The following is a 19233-nucleotide window of genomic DNA, read 5'->3' as shown; positions in this document are numbered from 1 at the left end:
TCCTCCGGTTACACATCTACTTCAACGTATTTTGCATTTTTCTCAATAAATTCCCTTCTTGGTTCGACGTCACCTCCCATGAGGATCGTGAAGATACGATCAGCTTCGATCGCATCATCCATGCGGACTGCAGTAAGAATTCTTTTTTCAGGATCTAACGTGGTTTCCCATAGCTGATCCGCATTCATTTCACCAAGACCTTTATAACGCTGGATACTCACACCCGTTGATCCAAGTTCTTTCAGAATATCATCTCTTTGATCGTCAGAATATACGTATCGTGACATTCTCCCTTTCTTGATCAGATAGAGCGGTGGTCGCGCAATATAAATATGACCATCCTCGACAAGTTGACGCATATATCTGAAGAAAAAGGTCAGAAGAAGGGTTGCAATATGCTGTCCATCAACATCTGCGTCAGCCATGATAATGATCTTATGATAGCGAAGTTTCGTTTTATCGAACTCATCACCGATTCCTGCACCAAGAGCAAGAATGATGGGCTGAATCTTTTCATTATTAAGAACTTTATCGATACGCGCTTTTTCTGTATTCAGCATTTTACCCCAGAGCGGAAGGATCGCCTGGAACGTTCTATCTCTTCCCATTTTAGCAGAACCACCAGCAGAATCACCCTCCACAAGGAATATTTCAGTTTGAGTGGGATCTTCGATGGAACAATCTGCAAGTTTACCCGGCAGACTGCCGCTTTCAAGGACGGATTTTCTTCTGGTCAGTTCACGGGCTTTCCGTGCTGCTTCTCGAGACCGTGCACCTAAAATTGCCTTATTGGAGATCGATTTTGCTTCGGTTGGATGTTCCTCGAAATACTCCATCAGTTTTTCATATACAACTGAATTGACAATTCCTTCAATATCGAAATTCTGAAGTTTGGTTTTTGTTTGACCTTCGAACTGTGGATCTTTAAGTTTAACGCTTACAACAGCGGTTATACCTTCTCGGATATCACTTCCCATTGGGGAACTTTTATCATTTTTTGAAAGGTTTGAATTTTTAATGTAGGTGTTTACAGCACGTGTCAGAGCTGATTTAAATCCACTGAGATGTGTGCCACCTTCGATAGTGTTGATGTTGTTTGCAAAACTTAAGATGGATTCCTGATAGCCGTCATTATATTGAATAGCAACCTCAAACTCTGTATGATCTCTTTCACCTGAGATGTAGATTGGTCTGTTGAAAATGACTCTTTTGTTTTCATTTAGATATTTCACAAAAGAGACAATCCCACCATCATATTTGAAATCATGCTTTTCTTCATTACGCTTGTCATCGAGTATGATGCGTACACCTTTGTTGAGGAATGCCAGCTCTCTGAGTCTTACAGACAGGTAATCAAAGCTGAAGTTAGTATCATCGAAGATTTCATCATCAGGCATGAACGTGATTTCAGTACCTGTTTTTTTTGTTGAACCAACAATTTCAAGATCAGATTTTACCTCTCCGCGCTCGTAATATTGCCGATATATCTTATTATTCTTATAGACTTTAACTTCAAGCCATTTGGAGAGAGCATTCACAACAGAAACACCCACTCCATGCAATCCACCGGATACTTTATAAGATTTATCATCAAATTTTCCGCCAGCATGAAGCATGGTCATCACGACCTGTATTGCGGGAACTTTTTGTTCTTTGTGCTTATCAACGGGAATACCGCGACCATTATCGATGATCGTTGCAGATCCGTCTGTGTTAATGATCACATCGATACGGGTACAGTATCCTCCCATTGCTTCGTCGATACTGTTATCCACCACTTCATAGACCAGGTGGTGCAGACCCCGTTCACTGGTCCCGCCAATATACATAGCGGGTCGTTTTCGGACTGCTTCCAGCCCTTTCATTACTTTGATTCGTGTTGCATCGTATTTTGCTACCATATTACCTCGAATTACTGATTTTCATTGAGATCTTCCAACAGAGATTCATACAGATCTTTCCTCGAGTTGATTGAAGAAGGAATTTTCCCTAAACTCATGACCAGATCGATTTTTGAATTTCTTGGAACATCCATTCCATACACAGGTTGACTATATATCACTTTACCTTTTTGAATTTCGTTCGAATAAGAATAATTTATATTCCCCACTTCCAAACCACTATTTATCAGTCGGATACGAGCTTCATCCAGTGTCAGATTATCAAGTGTCGGTATCTTGATTAGTTCCGGACCTTTACTCACGATCACATCGATCGTATATCCTTTTTTCACGATCGTTTTTGCCAGCGGTTCCTGTGAAATAATACTTCCATCCAGTATTTCCTGGCTGTTACGTTCGCCGATTTTATCAATGTATAAGCCCAATTTATAAAGATCGTGCTTTGCTTTTTTATAATCTCGTTCGGTGAGATCAGGAACCTCAACTTCATTTCTATGCAGGGTATAAAAATACAGCACAGTACGTGCAATAGCAAATCCAAGAAGGAAGATTATGACAAAACTCAATATTACAAAGCCAATAGTCTTCAATGTTTTCATGCTGCTTTCCTTAATGCGGAAGCAAAGCTTCCATCCATTTTATGTTTAAAAGGATAAGTCTTAATATAATTGCCAGTTACAAAAACTTTCTCAATATATTTATCAGGTTTTTCAAAAGAATAATTTGGATGATTTTTCAGAAATGTTTCAATCTGTTTTTCATTTTCTTCCGGGTTGATCGTGCACGTCGAGTAGACAAGAACACCATCTTTCTTTAAAAGAGTATCAGCTTTTTCAAGGAATTTTTGTTGGAGTGGAAGTAAGCTGAGAAGCCGATTTTCGGACTGCAGTCGAATATCAGATTTTCTTTGCATGATTCCCCATCCTGTACACGGAGCATCGATAAAGATTTTTTCAAAGAGTTTATTTGATTTCAAATATAGGACATCTTTCATTACAATATCAATGGAGGGATGGTTCATTCGTTTTGCATTTTCTTTAAATTGCCCTATTCGTCCATTATCATTATCAACAGCAGTTATGTGTGCCTTATCTTCTGTCAATGAAGCAATATAGAAGGATTTTCCGCCAGGAGCTGCACACATGTCGAGAATATGCTCACCTTTTTGAGGATCAAGCAGCAAAACAGGCAGCAGTGTACTTTCATTTTGGATGTAATACAAACCTTTTTTGAAATACTCATCATCAGCAACATTAAAGGATGATTCTATGATAAGAGCATCATTGAAATATTTGCTTTTCCGATATGCTAACTTATTATTTTTTAGATAGTTACAAAATTTATCTATAGATATTTTATCAGTTTCTACACGAAGTGCAAGTGCAGGTATGTTATTGAAATATTCACAAAGAGAGATTGTTTGTTTCTTGCTGAATATCGAGAGCCACTTTTTGATGAGATAAGGGGGAAACGAGTATTTGACAGATATAAAGTCTACATCATCATGGGGATAATGAATCTTTTTATCCTGCCTAAGATATGATCTTAAAACAGCATTAATAAAATTACTTATTCTCTTGTTACATACTTTATGACTGATTTTTATCGTCTCATTGACTGCTGCATACGGTGGAACAGAATCAAGGGAAGTTATTTGAAATAGCGCTAATATCAAGAGATTCATGACCTTTGGATCGGTTTTTTGAATATCCAGGTAGTGCTTGAGAATAAATTCAAGGTGTATTTTCTGCTTTATGCTTCCTTTTACGAGTGTATAATAGAAATCGAGATCTTGTTTTGAAGAAAAGTTCGAAGCATAGCGATACAGTGAATTATCAGTTGTCTTACTTTCAAGAAGTATCTCATTCAATGTATGATATGCTGCAAATCTCGGGTTCATTTTGAATAAAATTGTCTAATGACTGCTTTCACGATCTCTTCCGCAGAAGCAGGCTTGTTATCTCGCATGTATTTCTGTATCATTTTTATAACCGATGGTTTTGAATATCCAAGGGAAATCAAAGCAGTTTCTGCATCACTCACAAAATCCTGTTCTTCTGTTGATGCAGTATATTCGATGAATTTATCTGCAAAAAGGTCATCGAAACTATCTTTCAACTCGACTATAATGCGTTCTGAACTCTTTTTTCCAATACCCGGAACTGTTGAAAGCAGCTTAACGTCCTGTCGAGCAACAACATCAAATAAATCCTTAATTGATATCCCCGATAGTATTGATAGCGCTATCTTGGGACCAATTCCAGCAACTTTGAGGAGGGAGTCGAACACAATTCTTTCTTCTTTTGTTGCAAATCCGAAAAGACGTTGTTCATTTTCCCGAACATGGAATCGAATAAAGAGTTTACCGTCTGAATTTATTTCACCTAGTTTATCATACGTGCTGATTGGGATATTGATATAATATCCGATACCGTTTGTTTCTAAGACCGTATATGTGGTCTTTTTTTCTGCGATTCTTCCTACTATATAATCATACATATTGCAATTTATTTATATGACAGAGTGCGATTGCACATGCATCAGTGACGTCGAACTGAAGATTTTCTTCCTTGATCTTAATAATATTTTTTACCATATATTGAACCTGCTGCTTTGAAGCATTTCCGTTACCGACAACTGCTTTTTTTACTTCACGAGCAGAATATTCATAGATGGGGATCTGAGCTTGTTCCAGGGCGAGTAGAAGTACTCCTCGAGCTTCTCCGAGAGAAACCAACGAACGTACATTCTTTGCATAGAAGATTTTTTCAATGCTTGCAATGGTCGGTTTATAATACTCAATGAGGTTATTAAGTTCATCATAAAGGATTGCGATTCGTTTTGCTAAGGTCATTTTCGGATTATTCTTTATTACCCCATAGGAAAGAGGTTTGATCTTTTTATTTTCAACAGACAGGAAAGCATATCCCGTTGCTTTTGAGCCGGGATCGATACCAACAATTATCTCTTGCTTACTCACCTGCAACTTGTTCTAATATCTCGTCATCGATCTGGAAGTTTGCATACACGTTTTGCACATCGTCGAGTTCTTCGAGTGCTTCAATTATCTTTATGACCTGTGCTGCGCTGTCGTTTGCTGGAACAGTATTCAGGGGTACATATTCAAGATCGGCTTTCTCGATTGTAATGCTCTGTTCTTCCAATCCGCGAACAACGTTAAAGAGTTCTTTTGCATTCGTTGTTACAATAAAGAATTCATCTTCTTCGGAAAAATCATCAGCACCTGCATCGAGTGCGATCATCATGAGCTCATCTTCATCTTGATCATTTTTGGGAATAAGAATGGTTCCAGCTTGCGTAAAATTCCACGACACAGAGCCTTTTTCTGCCAGACTTCCATTATGTTTGGTGAGTATATGCCTGATCTCGGCAACGGTTCGCTGTTTGTTATCCGTCACTGCTTGTATGATCATTGCAACGCCACCCGGCGCATATCCCTCATACATAACAGTTTCGTAATTGACGCCTTCAAGCTCGCCGGTTCCCTTTTTAATTGCGCGCTCGATATTGTCTTTCGGCATATTTTCGGAATTTGCCTTGAGAACAGCATTTCTAAGAGCTGGATTCAATTCGGGATCTCCCCCACCGTCTCGTGCGGCAATGATGATCTCACGTATGATCTTCGTGAAAATTTTTCCGCGTTTGGCATCTTCCTTTGCCTTTTTATGTTTTATCGAACTCCATTTATTATGTCCGGACATGATACCTCCGTCAGATGACTGAATTCTTATTCGTCTTCTTGTTTGCTTTCTTGGATAACTTTTTGAGCTTGATCATTTGGAAGCTTTTGATAATACGCAAACTGCTGCGTGAAGTATCCGCGTCCTTGAGTTATCGATTTCAAAGAAGTATAGTATGAGTACAGTTCTGAAAGAGGAATTTCAGCATTGAGAATTTGTTTATTATCTTCTTGTGACATACCGAGGATTTTACCTCTTCTACTGCTGACATCACCCATCACGTCTCCCATGTATTCTGTGGGAACAACGATTTGAACTTTATGGATGGGCTCAAGAAGAATAGGATTTGCTTGCATAAAGCCGTCTTTCAACGCATGGGAGGCAGCAATCTTGAATGCCATTTCCGAGGAATCAACATCATGATAGGAGCCGTAATAAAGCTCTACGCGAATATCTACGACAGGATATTTTGCAAGAATACCTTCTTTCATGGTTTCGACAAGACCTTTTTCAACGGCAGGGATGTACTTGCTGGGAATCACACCACCAACGATTGCATCGACGAATTCAAAACCTGCACCGAGATCGGTTGGTGATATCCTAATGTAGACTTCACCATACTGTCCGTGTCCACCACTCTGTTTTTTATGACGGTATTTCACGTCTGATTTACCGGTAACCGTTTCTTTATAAGGTATTTTCGGATCGGTCAGATTTGCTTCGACATTATATTTGTCTTTCAAACGCTTCTGCACAAGCCCGATCTGGATCTCGCCCTGACCTGAAAGAATGTTCTGATTGGTTTCAAGATTGATCTCTGTTTTAAGTGTCGGGTCTTCATCAGTTATTTTTGTAAGAGCAGGTCCGATCTTATCTTCATCGGATTGACTTTCTGCGCGGATTGCCTTCCAATAAACCGGTTGAGGGTACTGAAGAGGTTTAACGATAATGTTTTCACCTTTTTCAGTAATTGTGTATGATGTTTTGGTATTCCTCAATTTGACCAATCCGCCAATATCACCTTCGGAAATTTCATCTACTTCTTCGCGTTTTTTGCCACAAACTGTATAGACCTGTCCGATCTTATCCTTTGCACCTTTATCTGGAAGTTCGACTTCATCGCCTGTTTTGAGAATGCCGGAGTACATTCTTACGAGTGCGATCTCACCAAAGTTAGCTTCTGTGACAGATTTAACGACATATCCGAGTTTTTTCTTGTAAGTGGAAAGGTCGAGTATTTTGGCTTCATCATTCTTCTTGATGGGTATCTCGGTAATATCCTTGGGTGAGGGGAAGAACATATTAATGAGATTGAGAATTTCCTGGATACCGATATTTTCTGATGCAGAGCATGCAAAAACAGGGATTGCTGTTCCTTGAATAATGGAGTTTTTCAGTCCATTACTTATCTCTTCTGCAGAGAGGGCGCCTTCTTCAAAGAATTTCTCCATAAGTTTATCATCGGATTCTGCAGCTGCTTCAATGACCTTTTCATGCCATTCTTCAACTTCGTCGGCAAGGTCTGCCGGGACTTCGATCTCTTTTCCCTGGGCATATGCTTTTTTATTGATCGTATTGATCACACCTTTGAAGCTTTCTTCAATGCCGATTGGAATGAGAACAGGTACCACGATCTGGTCGGAAAAGCTGCTCAACTCATCGATTATCTCTGAAAACTTAGCATGTTCCCTATCGAGTTTATTTATTATAATTGCTTTACTGTTTTTAACTTCATCTGCATATTTCATTGCCTGATCGGTCATCACTTCTATTCCTGCAACAGCACTGATCGTAATAAGAGTAGTGTCAACCGCACGAAAAGCTGTGATCATATCACCTTTAAAGTCGCTATATCCCGGTGTGTCGAGTATATTATGTTTGTTTTTTTTCCACTCTAAGTTGCCTAATGCAAGGTTGATAGACATTTTTTTGGAAACTTCATCAGGATCATAATCCATAAGTGTATTTCCGTCATCAACACGTCCAAGTCGATTTATCACTCCTGCGTTGAAAAACATCGCTTCAGCAATGGAAGTTTTACCTGATCCACTGGCACCGACAAGAGCATAATTTCGAATACTATCCATTGAGTATTTCTTCATTCAGATCCTCCTGAAAAGACATATTATTTATAACTAAAATATCGGGGTTCCGGAAATGGTGTCAAACTTTTTAGAAGTATATTTAACTATTAAGTTTAAAGGAAGTTATGAAAAATTTCGGATGTAAAAAAAGCGAGTTTTTTGAAGGATGATAATGCGGATTTATTTTGATAGATTATTGAGTGAAAAATCCGTGATTTTGCATAAAACAACGTGGTTGTTTTACTCCATATTTTTATCTTTCATTGAGAAGCTTCAGAGAAGCCGAACCTTTTACACCGTCTTGTCTTGTCTGGCCGTAACAGAGTGAAGACTGAAGCGTCAACGAAGACGAACCATTTTTCTTACTATAGCATTCCCACTATACTCTAATTTATACAGATACGTACCGGGCGCAACCTGTTTTCCATACTCGTCTGTTCCGTCCCACAAGATCTTTGTCTTGACCCAAAAATCATTCTTTCTTCCATAAAACCTGTGCACAAGCTGCCCTTTGGTGTTGTATATGGAAAGTGTATAATCCTCTACTCTTTCATAATCCGCAGTAATGAATAATATTTCTGTTTTGTTGGTGAAAGGATTAGGCATATTCTGGAAAAGATACAGGTTGTTAATAAATGTTGTATCCGGCTGGTCAATACTTACCGTGTCCTGACATTCGTATGCGCCGATATCTATTCTTCCGTTGAATATTCTCGGATTACTGGCTAAATCTGTTGCGGGAAGATTGAGACCAGTCGTATCCAGTGTACCAGCATCGATGCAGGGGGAATATTTCGTTAACTCGTAAATGTAAGGATCACCTCCAACAAACAAGGGGTCTTCGTCTATGTTGCCGTCTCCCCAGATAATGCTACCATTGTTATTCGTGTTTATAGCATCAATACTACCTTTAATATTTGAGTACGATAAAGTGATCTTCTTTGCTGGTGGATTGGTTGAAAATACAACCTCATCATCTGAATAATTCCTTAATATGCAATTTATTAAACTAATATGAGATCCATCTCCCTGATAAATAGTTCCGTATGGATTTTCTGAATTATCGCAAATAGTACAATTTATTAGAATCGGATCGCAGTAATCCCCAGCACCACCAGAAGCACTTAATCCACTTGTTTCATCTGATTCATTATTTGTTATTGCCGTGTTAATAAATACTGGGTTACACTCAACTGTGCAACTTACTCCTCCTGCAAATCCCCAGTCTGGTGAGATAGTATAATTACTATCAATAATACAATTAATGAATACTGGATTTGAATTCAATGATATCTTTATTCCACCACCACCATCTGATGAATTTTTTCGTACTTGTAAATTCTTAAATACACCTTGCGATTCAAATATATATAATCCTCCTCCTTTATTAGCGGTATTACAGTATAAATTTATATTTTTTAACAAAATATTATAAGCATAATTAATACCTATCCCTCCCCCTGCGATTCCATTAAAACCATTTTGTAATGTAATATCTTTTATAGAATAATCATTGTCTTCATAGGAATATAGTACAAACCATTCATTACTCCCATCAAGAATAGTTAAATCCTTATCCTCCCCTTGAATAGAAACATAATCTTTACAATTTATCGGGAATATCTCCTCATTCATAGCTTGTGAATATATCCCATTTGATAGATATATTGTATTACAGATTATGCTATCCGATTTTATCTTTGTCATCGCATATGATATTGTTTTCAATGGATCATCAGGTGAAAATCCACTACTTGTGTTATTACCCAAAGGACTAATATATAGGTCACAATTTATCATTTCTATCTTATTACTATAAATATCAAAATCATAGCTTTCATAAGGATATGTATTGTAATCATCTGGTTCAATAACGGTAAACGTATCTACTATTACTTCTATACCGCTTATTTCATAAGAACCTATATCACAACCGCATCCTGCGTAATTTAAATATATGTTTGATCGGTTAATACTATCGAAAATGATATTAGACTCATCTCTTAAATATATCCCTCCGCCGTCATATATCGAATGGTTATAACGGATCGTTGTTCCTGAGATATGTATCATTGAATATCTGCAATGAATACCACCACCGAACTCGGCATTATTATTTTGGATATTACAACTTAACAACTTAGGATTAGAGTTGATACAAAAAATTCCTCCACCTCTAATATTATGTAAATTATATGTACCACTTCCATTTTGAAGAGTAAATCCACAAAGAACTGCAGTGGTATCTTCTCCACTTTCGAAGGTTACCACACTCCCATTCTGGTTACCATCGATTACGGTTTTTCGTATAAATGAGTCTGCCTGGGTTGTGAGGTACAAACTCGCAAGAGTTATATTTTTCCCATTATAATTGATATTTTCAAAATATGTGCCAGGATACACCAAAACAGTATCTCCTTGTACTGAATTATCAATTCCTTCTTGTATTGATGTATAATCTCCAGTGCCATTAATATCTACGATGATAGTGGTTGGATTTCTGCTTGAGTGAGTTTGAGTTACTTGAGTCTTGTAATAAATTTGGGGATTTTGATAAATTTTAAAAATATATGCACAATTGTTTTTGATTTTACCAATTTCATTTATCCATGTAACTCCATTAAAATAAAATATCTCTCCATCACCCTTAACTGTATATAATTGCTTTGTTTTAATCAAATCATGAAAGACAATTTCGGGATCGCCACCTTCAGGTCCTAAGTGGATAAACGTTTCAGTGTAGGTAATAAAGTCATCATCTGCAAAAAGGGGGAGAGAAATAAAGAAAATCATACCTATTAGGATACACGTAAAGAGTCTACTCATATTACATCTCCTTTAAGAAATAATTTGCGATGACAAGGTCATCGTCTCCAAAACATTCAATCTTTTACTATACGCCAACATAGTTTTTCTTTGGATGGATTAGGGTATAATGCATTATATCTGTCAATTTATTATGTTTTTTCAGAATAACCCACAACAGAATGTTATAGAATCAATATGGTGTTAGTAAACTGAATGATAAAGGTAGATTACATGTTAAAGAATTTATATGATTCTTACTTTTCCGGTCATATCCTTCCTGAAAAAGAGATAGTAAAAAACTGTTGAAAGCAAGTACAATCCGCTGGTCAAAGCAAAACAGAGGGTAAATCCAAATTTTTCAATGATATGACCACCGATGAGCGCACTTATTGCCCAGGAACTTGTCCAGCTCAGCATAAGAATGCTGTTTGTGATCGCATGTTCCTTATCCGTAACTTTTTCCATGGAAAAGGTGCTTGAGATCGGAATACTCATGTTCATCATTGCACCACGGATCAGAAATGCGAGTATAACTATCGGTATGAAGCGAACATAACCGAGTATCAGCATAAATGGGATCGAGATCAACTGAGTGATAAGAATTGCCCTGACCTTTCCTATTCTGGATGCAATGACAGGACTTGTGAGCATACCAAGAAGCACAGCACCCTGTCCCATTGCAAAGATTATCCCGATCATATTTGCTTTAAGATGAAAGACATCTCGGAAATAGAGATTGATAAAGGGAATTGTCAGGCCTGCGCCCATGCCCACAATAAAACCGGGTAAAGCCAGTTTGAAAATTACATTCCAATTCGTGTCTTTCATCATTCGCCTGAAATATTTCCAACCAGTGTGCTCCCGCTTTGGGATTGGTTTTTCTCTGAGCCGCAGATATGGGATTACACCGAGCAATGCAATGATAACTGCTGAAATAAGGGCAAAGCGGTACGAAATCACTTCGGAATGAGTAAATGAATAGAAAACGGTTTTTACAACTCCGCCAAGTATTGAGCCGAAAATACCGGCTCCCATTCCGAGTGCGGAGTTTATACTGAAAAGATAGACACGCTCGCGTTCTGTGCTGTTTCTCATAAAGAACGGCGCTGATGCAACCATGTAGAATGTTGTAGTCATCCCTGTATAAAATCCTGCCAGGATCAAACCTGATTTTGTTGTGATGATCGATTGGAGAAAAAATCCCACTGCAGAAAAAAGTGCGCCGCCGATCACCACATAACGAATATGAACTCTATTAATAAGTGCTGCTGCAGGAAGTGCAATGAGCACTGAGCCGACAGATCGTAGAGAGAGTACATTCCCGATAAATCCTTCCTGGAAACCCAATTCCTTCAAATAAAGATTGTATAAAAGCCAGAAAATGTTTATCCCGATACTCAGGCAAAAATTCCCGACCAAAAAAAGCTTTGCATTACGCGAGAATAGCTTGATATTGCTTATATAACTTTTTATCATTGAGAAAGTAAGCTATTCTATATGTGTGATATCCTGTATTTTCAGTTTGTCATCCAATAATTCAATTTCAACAAGAAGAAATTGTTCCTTTTTTCTGCTCCAATTTATCAATCGCGGATGTGTGATCTCCTTCATATAATGATGGGTATTATCAAGTGAAAAATAATCGATCACAAGATCGAGTTGCGAGACTTTTTGCAATAACTCATTGCTGAGAAAATCACCAAGATAGTTAATCGCAATAATATAATCGATACCGAATTTTTCACACATATTGCAAATCTCTTTCATTTTATTGAAGAGATCTATCTCAACATCGAAATCCTCAGAGTAGTTCTGATAGAGTATTGGAAAATCGGGAGTTGTTATGCTGAGAAAAACAACTGAATGTGTATCAAGCATTACTGGCTTGTATGGTATTAAATCAAATAAAGAAGAATCTGAACATTGTACATTTGTTGAAAGGATTTTCTGTGTAAAGTTGAACGAATTATCTGAAAATATCGAAGGATTTAAAAAACATATCTGGTTATTATTTTGTTCTTTGAATGGAAAGGGAGATATCTCAAAAATGTTCATGTAATTCTCTGTGAGAGAATCGGATAATTCAGAAATATTATTATAAATTGAATTTTGTGGAGAGTAATTATGACAAATCAGCACAAGTTCTTCTGCAGATATAAAAGCAGTAATGAGAATAAAAAAACTGACGAAATAAACAAAAACAAATTTCCTCATATTAATCACGCGAACCACGAAGAACAAGCAGTCTCAGAAACTGCATGAGCGCCATCAGTGTGGATGCTACATAGGTGAGTGCTGCTGCATTGAGAACCTTTTTTGCACCGGTCATTTCAGCAGAATTTGCCACATAATTTTTCTGGAGATGAACAAGTGCACGTTTGGATGCATTGAATTCTACAGGAAGTGTTACTACGTGAAAAACGAGAGCACCTGCAAACAATATAATGCCAATATCCATCAGCAATGGCGTACGCATGAGAAGTCCAATTATAAACATCGGGAAGGCAAGCATAGAACCAAAACGAGCGACAGGAAAAATGCCTGTCCTGATACCGAGTGGTGCATAATTTTCTGCATGTTGGATAGCATGACCTGCTTCATGAGCTGCAATACTGATCGCAGAGATCGAATCTCCATGATATACATCATGCGAGAGATTCAATTCCTTCTTTTTTGAGTTGTAATTGTCTGTCAAAGTGCCATCGATTTCTTGAATTTTCACATTATTGATACCGTTCGATAGCAGAATATTTCGAGCAACTTCTGCTCCGGTTATTCCTGATGCATTTTTTATTTTACTATATTTTACATAATTCCCCTTGACCTTGCTTTGTGCATAGAACGCAAGAATTAAAACAGGTATCAGCAGTAAAAAGGTTGGATCATAAAACATGGTAGACCTCTAATTTTTTAGAAAAAATATCTCAATTTATTATAATGTCAACACCGATCAGATATCAAATGTAACTTTGGCATAATAGATTTTTTGTTTATTTTTGATCTTATCTTTGATACCGCATTCATGATATGTCACCGCCTTAATCTCATGTATGATATCATTCTTTGTCATCTGAACATAGGAACACTTGATTGTAAGAGCTGTATCCGAAATAAGCTGGGCATGGCATTCATAAAAATGAAAATAATTCTGATTGATATGATAGAGAATTTCTCTCAGGAAATCGATATAGTTTATCTCAATGCTATCTGTTGAAAAGGAAAGGTCGAGTGCTCCTATCTGTTGGTTTATAACAGGTTTTTCAAATATTATTTCTGAGAGTGAAACTGCACTATTCTCAAACAATTCAGGAATGGTTTTACCATAAAATTCGACTGCAAAATCAGCAGTATGGTCAATGATCGTGTATTTCATTTATCCTTTGAGAACACCAAGAGGTTTCGTTCGGACAATTTGTTTTGCGAGTCCTGCTAACTCAACTGCTTCGACGACATCCGAAACGTTTTTGTATGTATGAGAAGATTCTTCGATCAGTGTATTTTTTTGAACAGAATAGACTACGATTCCCTGCTTTTGCAGCTCATCTTTTATCTGATTAAAGGAATATGTTCTTTTTGCTTTACTGCGGCTCATAACTCTGCCTGCACCATGGCAGCATGAACCAAAACACTCGCTCATTGCTTTGTCGGTTCCTATTAAAAGGTAAGAGTGAGTACCCATATCACCCGGTATGATGACCGGTTGCCCTATCTCTCGATATTCTTCTGATAGCTCCTTTCTTCCAGGACCGAATGCGCGGGTTGCTCCTTTTCTGTGTACACATAACTTCTTGTCTGTTCCGTTAACATTGTGAGTTTCTATCTTAGCGATGTTATGGCATACATCATAAATGAGTTCATAACCAAGTGAGGATTCAGAGATCGAGAGTGTTTTGACAAGCGCTTTCTTTGCCAGACTCATGAGAACCTGGCGATTTGCCCATGCATAGTTGGCAGCACAGCACATTGCCTGATAATATTCTTGACCAAGTTTTGAATTGAAAGGTGCACATGCTAGCTGTCTATCGGGAATTGTATAGGGTAGAGAAGACATATCTCTGACCATTTTATGAAGAAAATCATCACACACCTGGTAACCAAAACCGCGTGATCCGCTATGAACCATAATGATAACCTGATCCACTCTCAATTGCAATGTTTCTGCAAGTTGCTGGTCATATATTTTATCGATGATGCCAACCTCAAGAAAATGATTTCCCGATCCTAAAGTACCGACCTGGTCGAGACCCCGTTGATGAGCTCTATCACTTATTGTATCAGGGTTTGCCTGTTCCATACATCCATAATTCTCGATATGTTCGAGGTCAGAATCGCTTCCGTATCCCTGCTCAATTGCCCATTTTGCACCTTTGTGCATGACCTCTGTTTCCTCGTTAAGATTGAGTTTTTTAATTGCACCGCTGGATCCGACTCCACTTGGTACATATCGATAAAATCCTTCAACAATTTTTGGAATGAGATCTTTGACCTCCTGATAGGTAAGATTGGTTCTGCAGAATCTTACTCCGCAGTTTATATCATAACCGACACCACCAGGTGAAATAACACCGTCGTCTAAATCAAATGCTGCCACACCGCCGATAGGAAAACCATAACCATAGTGGATATCCGGCATTGCCATAGCATATTTCTGAATTCCAGGAAGATGTGCAACATTAATGAGTTGAGAAAGAGCATTATCCGTGAAAATCTGAGAAAGCATCTTTTCAGTTGCATAGAACCGTGCAGGAACCTTCATATCTCCAGTTTGGGGTATTTCCCAGATCGCATCTGAAATTTTGTTTACTTGATTATTATTGAATTGCATGATCTTATTATGCTTCTTTTATGATTGGTTTGTTCACTACTGAGGTTAGTGCCTTTTCGAGTTTTTCCAGGCTTACATGCGTATTTATACATGGTCCATTCGGGCGAAGATTCAGTACTCCAAGTGTCATGATCGGATATGCGTCTCGAATGCCAGAAACAAGGTCTCTGTAACATGCCACTGCAATGATCACCCTCGGTTTGTTATCGATGATGATCCTGCGAGCGAGAGTTCCACCGGTTGCAATGGCAACAGTAACGCCAAACTCATCACAAAGCTCAAGCACTTTACCGATATCGCATTTCATGCATCTTTTACAGTTTGATGGATCGATAGTGATCCGTACTAAACAAGAAGTGTCCTGCAGGCAATGTGGTAAAAGAACAAGCGTATCCTGTGGATTGAACTTCTTTCTCAAAGATAGAATGAATGTATCGTTCACTCGAACAAAGGATTCCCCTATCCGCTCTTCAGATATACCGATGAGTGAACCAAAAAAAACACAAACCGGATACATGACCCGTACAAACATATGTACTGCAAATTTGGCAATGATGAAATTTCTCTCAAAAATTGCTGTCAGTATTACAAGTATCGAACCGATAACGAGTAGCAAGAAGAATATGCGTAAGCCGCTGAGTAAAATGAACGGAAATGCTTCGTTGAACTCGTGAAGCCGTGGAGAAATAAAATACCACAATGCTGTGACAGCGACCATGAGGAGTATGAGACTGATGGTTGAGAGCCAGAGAAACAGCGATTTGCCGACTGGTTTAGGGAGTGTCTGTGAATGTTTCATCGATAATGTTCGCACCGAGTGAATAGTTATATGCGGTCATTACTTTCTTGCCTTGCGGTTTTACTTCTTTCACCAGGAGGAGTCTATAACCTGTTGAGACGTAAAATCCTTCGAATTTTTCTATACCAACTACCTTTCCTACTGAGGAATGTTCCTGGATAGTCGGCACAGCATGTAGAATTTTGATCTCTTTACCCTTGAGATAACTAAAAGCACCGGGTCTTTCAGCAAGTCCGCGAATCTGGTTGTTGATTTGATCAGCAGTGTTATGCCATTTTATTTTGCACATTTCTCGTGTAATAAGTCGAGAATAGGTTGCATTGCGATCGTTTTGAGGGGCAGGCGAATCATTTCCCTGCTCAATAAGAGAAATCGCTTCTATGAGGTCTTTTGCGCCCTTTTCACTCAATTTTTCTGAAAGGGAGGTATAGGTGTCATTGTATTGAATAGCAATTCTGCTTTGAAGAATAATTTCACCGGCATCCATATGGTTGTTCATATAAAAGACTGTTGAGCCGGTAACCTGATCTCCATTGAAGAGCGACCAATTGATTGGAGACGGACCTCGATATCTCGGCAAAAGTGACGGATGAAGGTTAATACATCCATATTGTGGTATACTCAATATCCTTCCCCTTAATATCTTACCATAAGCTGTTGTAACAATTAGATCAGGATTAAGAGTTTTGATCTTTTCAAGGGATGAGGAAATATTTACTGAATCCGGTTGGAACACTTCGATGTTATTCTCAAGCGCTATTTTTTTAACTGGTGTGAAGGTTACCTTTTGACCTCTTCCCTTTTTCCTGTCCGGTTGTGTTATGACTAAGTGTGGTTTTCTGTTAGTTGCAATAAGTTGAATGAGTGCAGGAACGGCAAATTCCGGCGTTCCCATAAAGACAATTTTTTCAATCTGTCTCACCCAACATTGACCCCGTTTTTTGTTGTTGAAGCTAATTTCTTGAGTTTGCCATAGAGGAGTTTCCTCCGTATTGGAGAAATTTTATCGATAAAGAGTACACCATCAAGATGATCATTCTCGTGCTGTGCTGCGCGTGCAAAGAGATCCTGACCTTTATAGGTACTCCATTTCCCTGAAAGGTCTTGAGCTCTTAGAACAATATGCTGTGCACGTTTGACCTTCTCAAAGATTTCAGGAATACTGAGGCATCCTTCTGGCATGAATTGTTCTCCTGAAAATTCCACGAATTCAGGATTGATGAATATCATTGGTTTACGTTTTTGTTCATCCTCGATCCAGATTGGATTGATAACAAAGATCCTGAACGAATGTCCAACTTGCGGAGCTGCAAGTGCGAACTCCTCGTTTACATTCAGCGTATCTATCAGATCTTGTACAACCTGCTGGGCTTTTGGATCATCAGGAGAGAGAGGTTCCGCAACTTTACGCAGAACCTCATCCCCGAACAAACGTATTTTTTGTATCATTACTGATTTGTGACTTTTGTTGCAATTGCGTTTTTCGTTACTTCGATCTTTACGTTGTCATCAACTTTAAGCACAACGACATCACCTTTGATACTGTATATCGTTCCAATGATTCCGCCGTTAGTGATAACTTTCTCATTCTTCTGAAGTTCATCACGCATCTTAACAACTTCTTTTTGCTTTTTCTGTTGCGGTCTGATAAGCAGGAAGTAGAGAATGACGAACATGATAATAATGGGTAAGAATCCCATGATGCCGCCACCTTGTGCTGTTTGTTGAGTTGCATCACCAGCAGCTTCCTGTGCATATAATAAAGATGTGAACATATGTTCTCCTTTAATTATGATTTTATGATTTATTATGAGTTAAATTCGTGAGAGGGTGTTTGGGCTGTCAAACTATATTGAGATTATTTAAAAAGAGGGAGTTTCTCCATTATGGACATGATCTCCCGGTTCTTTTTTTGAATTTTTATGAGGGCAATAATCTCACTGCTTCGAGATTTTTTATTCCAGTAATTCTTAAGATTCTCTTCGGAGTTTTTAGGGATAAATTTCTGACAGTCTCCCAATACTTTTGACTCAGCTTTATAAAATTTATTGAGTCGTTTCAGGTGCTCTTTTGATTCCTCGAAATACGGTATGATTTCAGAAAACAGATCAGATGCAAGCTGGCAATTATAGCTATATCGGTCAAAAAGCTGGCAGTTTATTTTACAAACTCTGTCATATTCTTCCCCAGATAGACTCTCAAAATATTCTTGTTTTGCAAGCATGTCCTGCCATTTTTGCAGAGCCATATTCCCAAGATAATATCCATTTGCTTCATCTGCGTTCAAAAGTTCTTCTGCAACATGCAGGGCTGAAATGATCTGTTCTTGCAAATCCTCGATATTACCCGAATTACCGGGAAGTTCCGGTGTTCCCTTGAAAATGATCACAGAAGATGGGAAGTTTGGTGCAATTGAATAATCTAGTGTTTTATCACTGAAACTTCTGCAGAAAAGCTGATCTCCCCCATCCTGATACCCAGTAATGATGCTCCATTCCTCTCTGCTGTAAAGGTTTTGTGCAAGGATGGGAAGTCCCTTATCAATGCTTTTAAATATTATCTTCTTTAATGAAGCTGGAGTTTTGTTTTTATGAATCTCCCATTTCAATTTTAGGTTATTAAAAAGAAAGGATGCACAGTCATACCCTTCGGTTGGATCAAAAATGTCAGGTGAAAAATCATCACGGAATTGAATACGGTAAGGATATCCTGAAAGACAGAGAAGTATATGGTAATCGATATCGATTTCAAAATAATGAAAGATCTCTCGTAATGATGAAAAAAAAGTATTTTCGAGCCCTGTTTTCTTTTCAAGACGTTTGATGCCGTCAATTCGGACAGCATCTTTTTTTATTTCTGGATTTTTCTCAACTTCTGCGAGATACACACCAAGCTCACCGGGCCAAATCTGAAAATATTCGATGTCTGCATTTCTTTTTATTTTTATAATAATATTCGTTATGCTCTGATAACGTAATTTCAGTTCAGTTAGCTGTTCCTTACTTTCAACCAATTCGCCGTTGTATTCTATGAGCCAATCCCCTACTTCAACCCCGCTTTCAAGAAGTTGGCTATTTTCATAGAAACCCCATAATCAAAGTGATAATACATGCCG

At 38.2% G+C, this 19233-nt stretch carries 17 protein-coding genes and 1 pseudogene; all 18 read right to left on the bottom strand.

The window, feature by feature from the left end:
- Positions 1-8: 8 nt before the first annotated feature.
- Complete coding sequence (gene gyrB / locus JW794_10000) at positions 9-1901, bottom strand: DNA topoisomerase (ATP-hydrolyzing) subunit B (GenBank protein ID MBN2018442.1); 1893 nt, start codon at positions 1899-1901, stop codon at positions 9-11.
- A gap of 11 nt (positions 1902-1912) precedes the next feature.
- Complete coding sequence (locus JW794_09995; protein MBN2018441.1) at positions 1913-2500, bottom strand: PASTA domain-containing protein; 588 nt, start codon at positions 2498-2500, stop codon at positions 1913-1915.
- Complete coding sequence (rsmB, locus tag JW794_09990) at positions 2497-3801, bottom strand: 16S rRNA (cytosine(967)-C(5))-methyltransferase RsmB (protein ID MBN2018440.1); 1305 nt, start codon at positions 3799-3801, stop codon at positions 2497-2499. The genes JW794_09995 and rsmB overlap by 4 nt, the downstream gene beginning before the upstream one ends.
- Positions 3798-4400 (bottom strand): Holliday junction branch migration protein RuvA, encoded by a 603-nt coding sequence (ruvA, locus tag JW794_09985; protein ID MBN2018439.1) that lies wholly within the window; start codon positions 4398-4400, stop codon positions 3798-3800. The genes rsmB and ruvA overlap by 4 nt, the downstream gene beginning before the upstream one ends.
- Entirely contained in the window at positions 4393-4881 is a 489-nt protein-coding gene (gene ruvC, locus JW794_09980) for a crossover junction endodeoxyribonuclease RuvC (GenBank protein MBN2018438.1), read from the bottom strand. The genes ruvA and ruvC overlap by 8 nt, the downstream gene beginning before the upstream one ends.
- On the bottom strand, positions 4874-5623 hold the full coding sequence (locus JW794_09975) for a YebC/PmpR family DNA-binding transcriptional regulator (protein ID MBN2018437.1): 750 nt from the start codon (positions 5621-5623) through the stop codon (positions 4874-4876). Before JW794_09975 ends, ruvC begins: the two co-directional genes overlap by 8 nt.
- Positions 5624-5649: 26 nt before the next feature.
- Positions 5650-7704: an elongation factor G gene (locus tag JW794_09970; GenBank protein MBN2018436.1), complete on the bottom strand. Its 2055-nt coding sequence runs from the start codon at positions 7702-7704 to the stop codon at positions 5650-5652.
- 321 nt (positions 7705-8025) lie between these two features.
- Positions 8026-9321 (bottom strand): gliding motility-associated C-terminal domain-containing protein, encoded by a 1296-nt coding sequence (locus JW794_09965; GenBank protein MBN2018435.1) that lies wholly within the window; start codon positions 9319-9321, stop codon positions 8026-8028.
- A gap of 1416 nt (positions 9322-10737) precedes the next feature.
- Positions 10738-11970 carry an MFS transporter gene (locus JW794_09960; protein ID MBN2018434.1) on the bottom strand — a complete coding sequence of 411 codons (1233 nt, stop codon included), beginning with the start codon at positions 11968-11970 and terminating at the stop codon, positions 10738-10740.
- A 12-nt stretch (positions 11971-11982) separates the two neighbouring features.
- Positions 11983-12708, bottom strand: a complete 726-nt coding sequence (locus JW794_09955) for a hypothetical protein (GenBank protein MBN2018433.1) — start codon at positions 12706-12708, stop codon at positions 11983-11985.
- 1 nt (position 12709) lies between these two features.
- Positions 12710-13387: a zinc metallopeptidase gene (locus JW794_09950; GenBank protein ID MBN2018432.1), complete on the bottom strand. Its 678-nt coding sequence runs from the start codon at positions 13385-13387 to the stop codon at positions 12710-12712.
- Positions 13388-13444: 57 nt separating this feature from the next.
- A complete protein-coding gene (locus tag JW794_09945; GenBank protein MBN2018431.1) occupies positions 13445-13867 on the bottom strand; it encodes an archease in 423 nt (140 codons plus the stop codon).
- The gene (locus JW794_09940; protein MBN2018430.1) at positions 13868-15319 is read right to left on the bottom strand and encodes an RtcB family protein; all 1452 of its coding nucleotides are present in this window, start codon (positions 15317-15319) and stop codon (positions 13868-13870) included. It lies immediately after the preceding gene.
- A 7-nt stretch (positions 15320-15326) separates the two neighbouring features.
- Entirely contained in the window at positions 15327-16118 is a 792-nt protein-coding gene (locus tag JW794_09935) for a DUF116 domain-containing protein (GenBank protein MBN2018429.1), read from the bottom strand.
- On the bottom strand, positions 16093-17040 hold the full coding sequence (locus JW794_09930; protein ID MBN2018428.1) for a methionyl-tRNA formyltransferase: 948 nt from the start codon (positions 17038-17040) through the stop codon (positions 16093-16095). The genes JW794_09935 and JW794_09930 overlap by 26 nt, the downstream gene beginning before the upstream one ends.
- Positions 17037-17567 (bottom strand): peptide deformylase, encoded by a 531-nt coding sequence (def, locus tag JW794_09925; GenBank protein ID MBN2018427.1) that lies wholly within the window; start codon positions 17565-17567, stop codon positions 17037-17039. Before def ends, JW794_09930 begins: the two co-directional genes overlap by 4 nt.
- Positions 17567-17893, bottom strand: coding sequence for a preprotein translocase subunit YajC (gene yajC, locus JW794_09920; GenBank protein MBN2018426.1), 327 nt, complete (start codon positions 17891-17893; stop codon positions 17567-17569). Before yajC ends, def begins: the two co-directional genes overlap by 1 nt.
- 83 nt (positions 17894-17976) lie before the next feature.
- A pseudogene (locus JW794_09915) lies at positions 17977-19206 on the bottom strand (hypothetical protein).
- Positions 19207-19233 lie beyond the last annotated feature (27 nt).

It is taken from the genome of Candidatus Cloacimonadota bacterium (assembly GCA_016932035.1).
Classification (GTDB): Bacteria; Cloacimonadota; Cloacimonadia; order JGIOTU-2; family JGIOTU-2; genus Celaenobacter.
The sequence above is the reverse complement of the archived record's forward strand: the minus strand, read 5'-3'. Positions and strand labels throughout refer to the sequence as shown.

Bases quoted from the DNA above. Each gene is read 5' to 3' on its own strand.
- gyrB (MBN2018442.1), bottom strand. From the start codon at position 1,901: ATGGTAGCAAAATACGATGCAACACGAATCAAAGTAATGAAAGGGCTG.
- JW794_09995 (MBN2018441.1), bottom strand. From the start codon at position 2,500: ATGAAAACATTGAAGACTATTGGCTTTGTAATATTGAGTTTTGTCATA.
- rsmB (MBN2018440.1), bottom strand. From the start codon at position 3,801: ATGAACCCGAGATTTGCAGCATATCATACATTGAATGAGATACTTCTT.
- ruvA (MBN2018439.1), bottom strand. From the start codon at position 4,400: ATGTATGATTATATAGTAGGAAGAATCGCAGAAAAAAAGACCACATAT.
- JW794_09975 (MBN2018437.1), bottom strand. From the start codon at position 5,623: ATGTCCGGACATAATAAATGGAGTTCGATAAAACATAAAAAGGCAAAG.
- JW794_09970 (MBN2018436.1), bottom strand. From the start codon at position 7,704: ATGAAGAAATACTCAATGGATAGTATTCGAAATTATGCTCTTGTCGGT.
- JW794_09965 (MBN2018435.1), bottom strand. From the start codon at position 9,321: ATGAATGAGGAGATATTCCCGATAAATTGTAAAGATTATGTTTCTATT.
- JW794_09960 (MBN2018434.1), bottom strand. From the start codon at position 11,970: ATGATAAAAAGTTATATAAGCAATATCAAGCTATTCTCGCGTAATGCA.
- JW794_09955 (MBN2018433.1), bottom strand. From the start codon at position 12,708: ATGAGGAAATTTGTTTTTGTTTATTTCGTCAGTTTTTTTATTCTCATT.
- JW794_09950 (MBN2018432.1), bottom strand. From the start codon at position 13,387: ATGTTTTATGATCCAACCTTTTTACTGCTGATACCTGTTTTAATTCTT.
- JW794_09945 (MBN2018431.1), bottom strand. From the start codon at position 13,867: ATGAAATACACGATCATTGACCATACTGCTGATTTTGCAGTCGAATTT.
- JW794_09940 (MBN2018430.1), bottom strand. From the start codon at position 15,319: ATGCAATTCAATAATAATCAAGTAAACAAAATTTCAGATGCGATCTGG.
- JW794_09935 (MBN2018429.1), bottom strand. From the start codon at position 16,118: ATGAAACATTCACAGACACTCCCTAAACCAGTCGGCAAATCGCTGTTT.
- def (MBN2018427.1), bottom strand. From the start codon at position 17,567: ATGATACAAAAAATACGTTTGTTCGGGGATGAGGTTCTGCGTAAAGTT.
- yajC (MBN2018426.1), bottom strand. From the start codon at position 17,893: ATGTTCACATCTTTATTATATGCACAGGAAGCTGCTGGTGATGCAACT.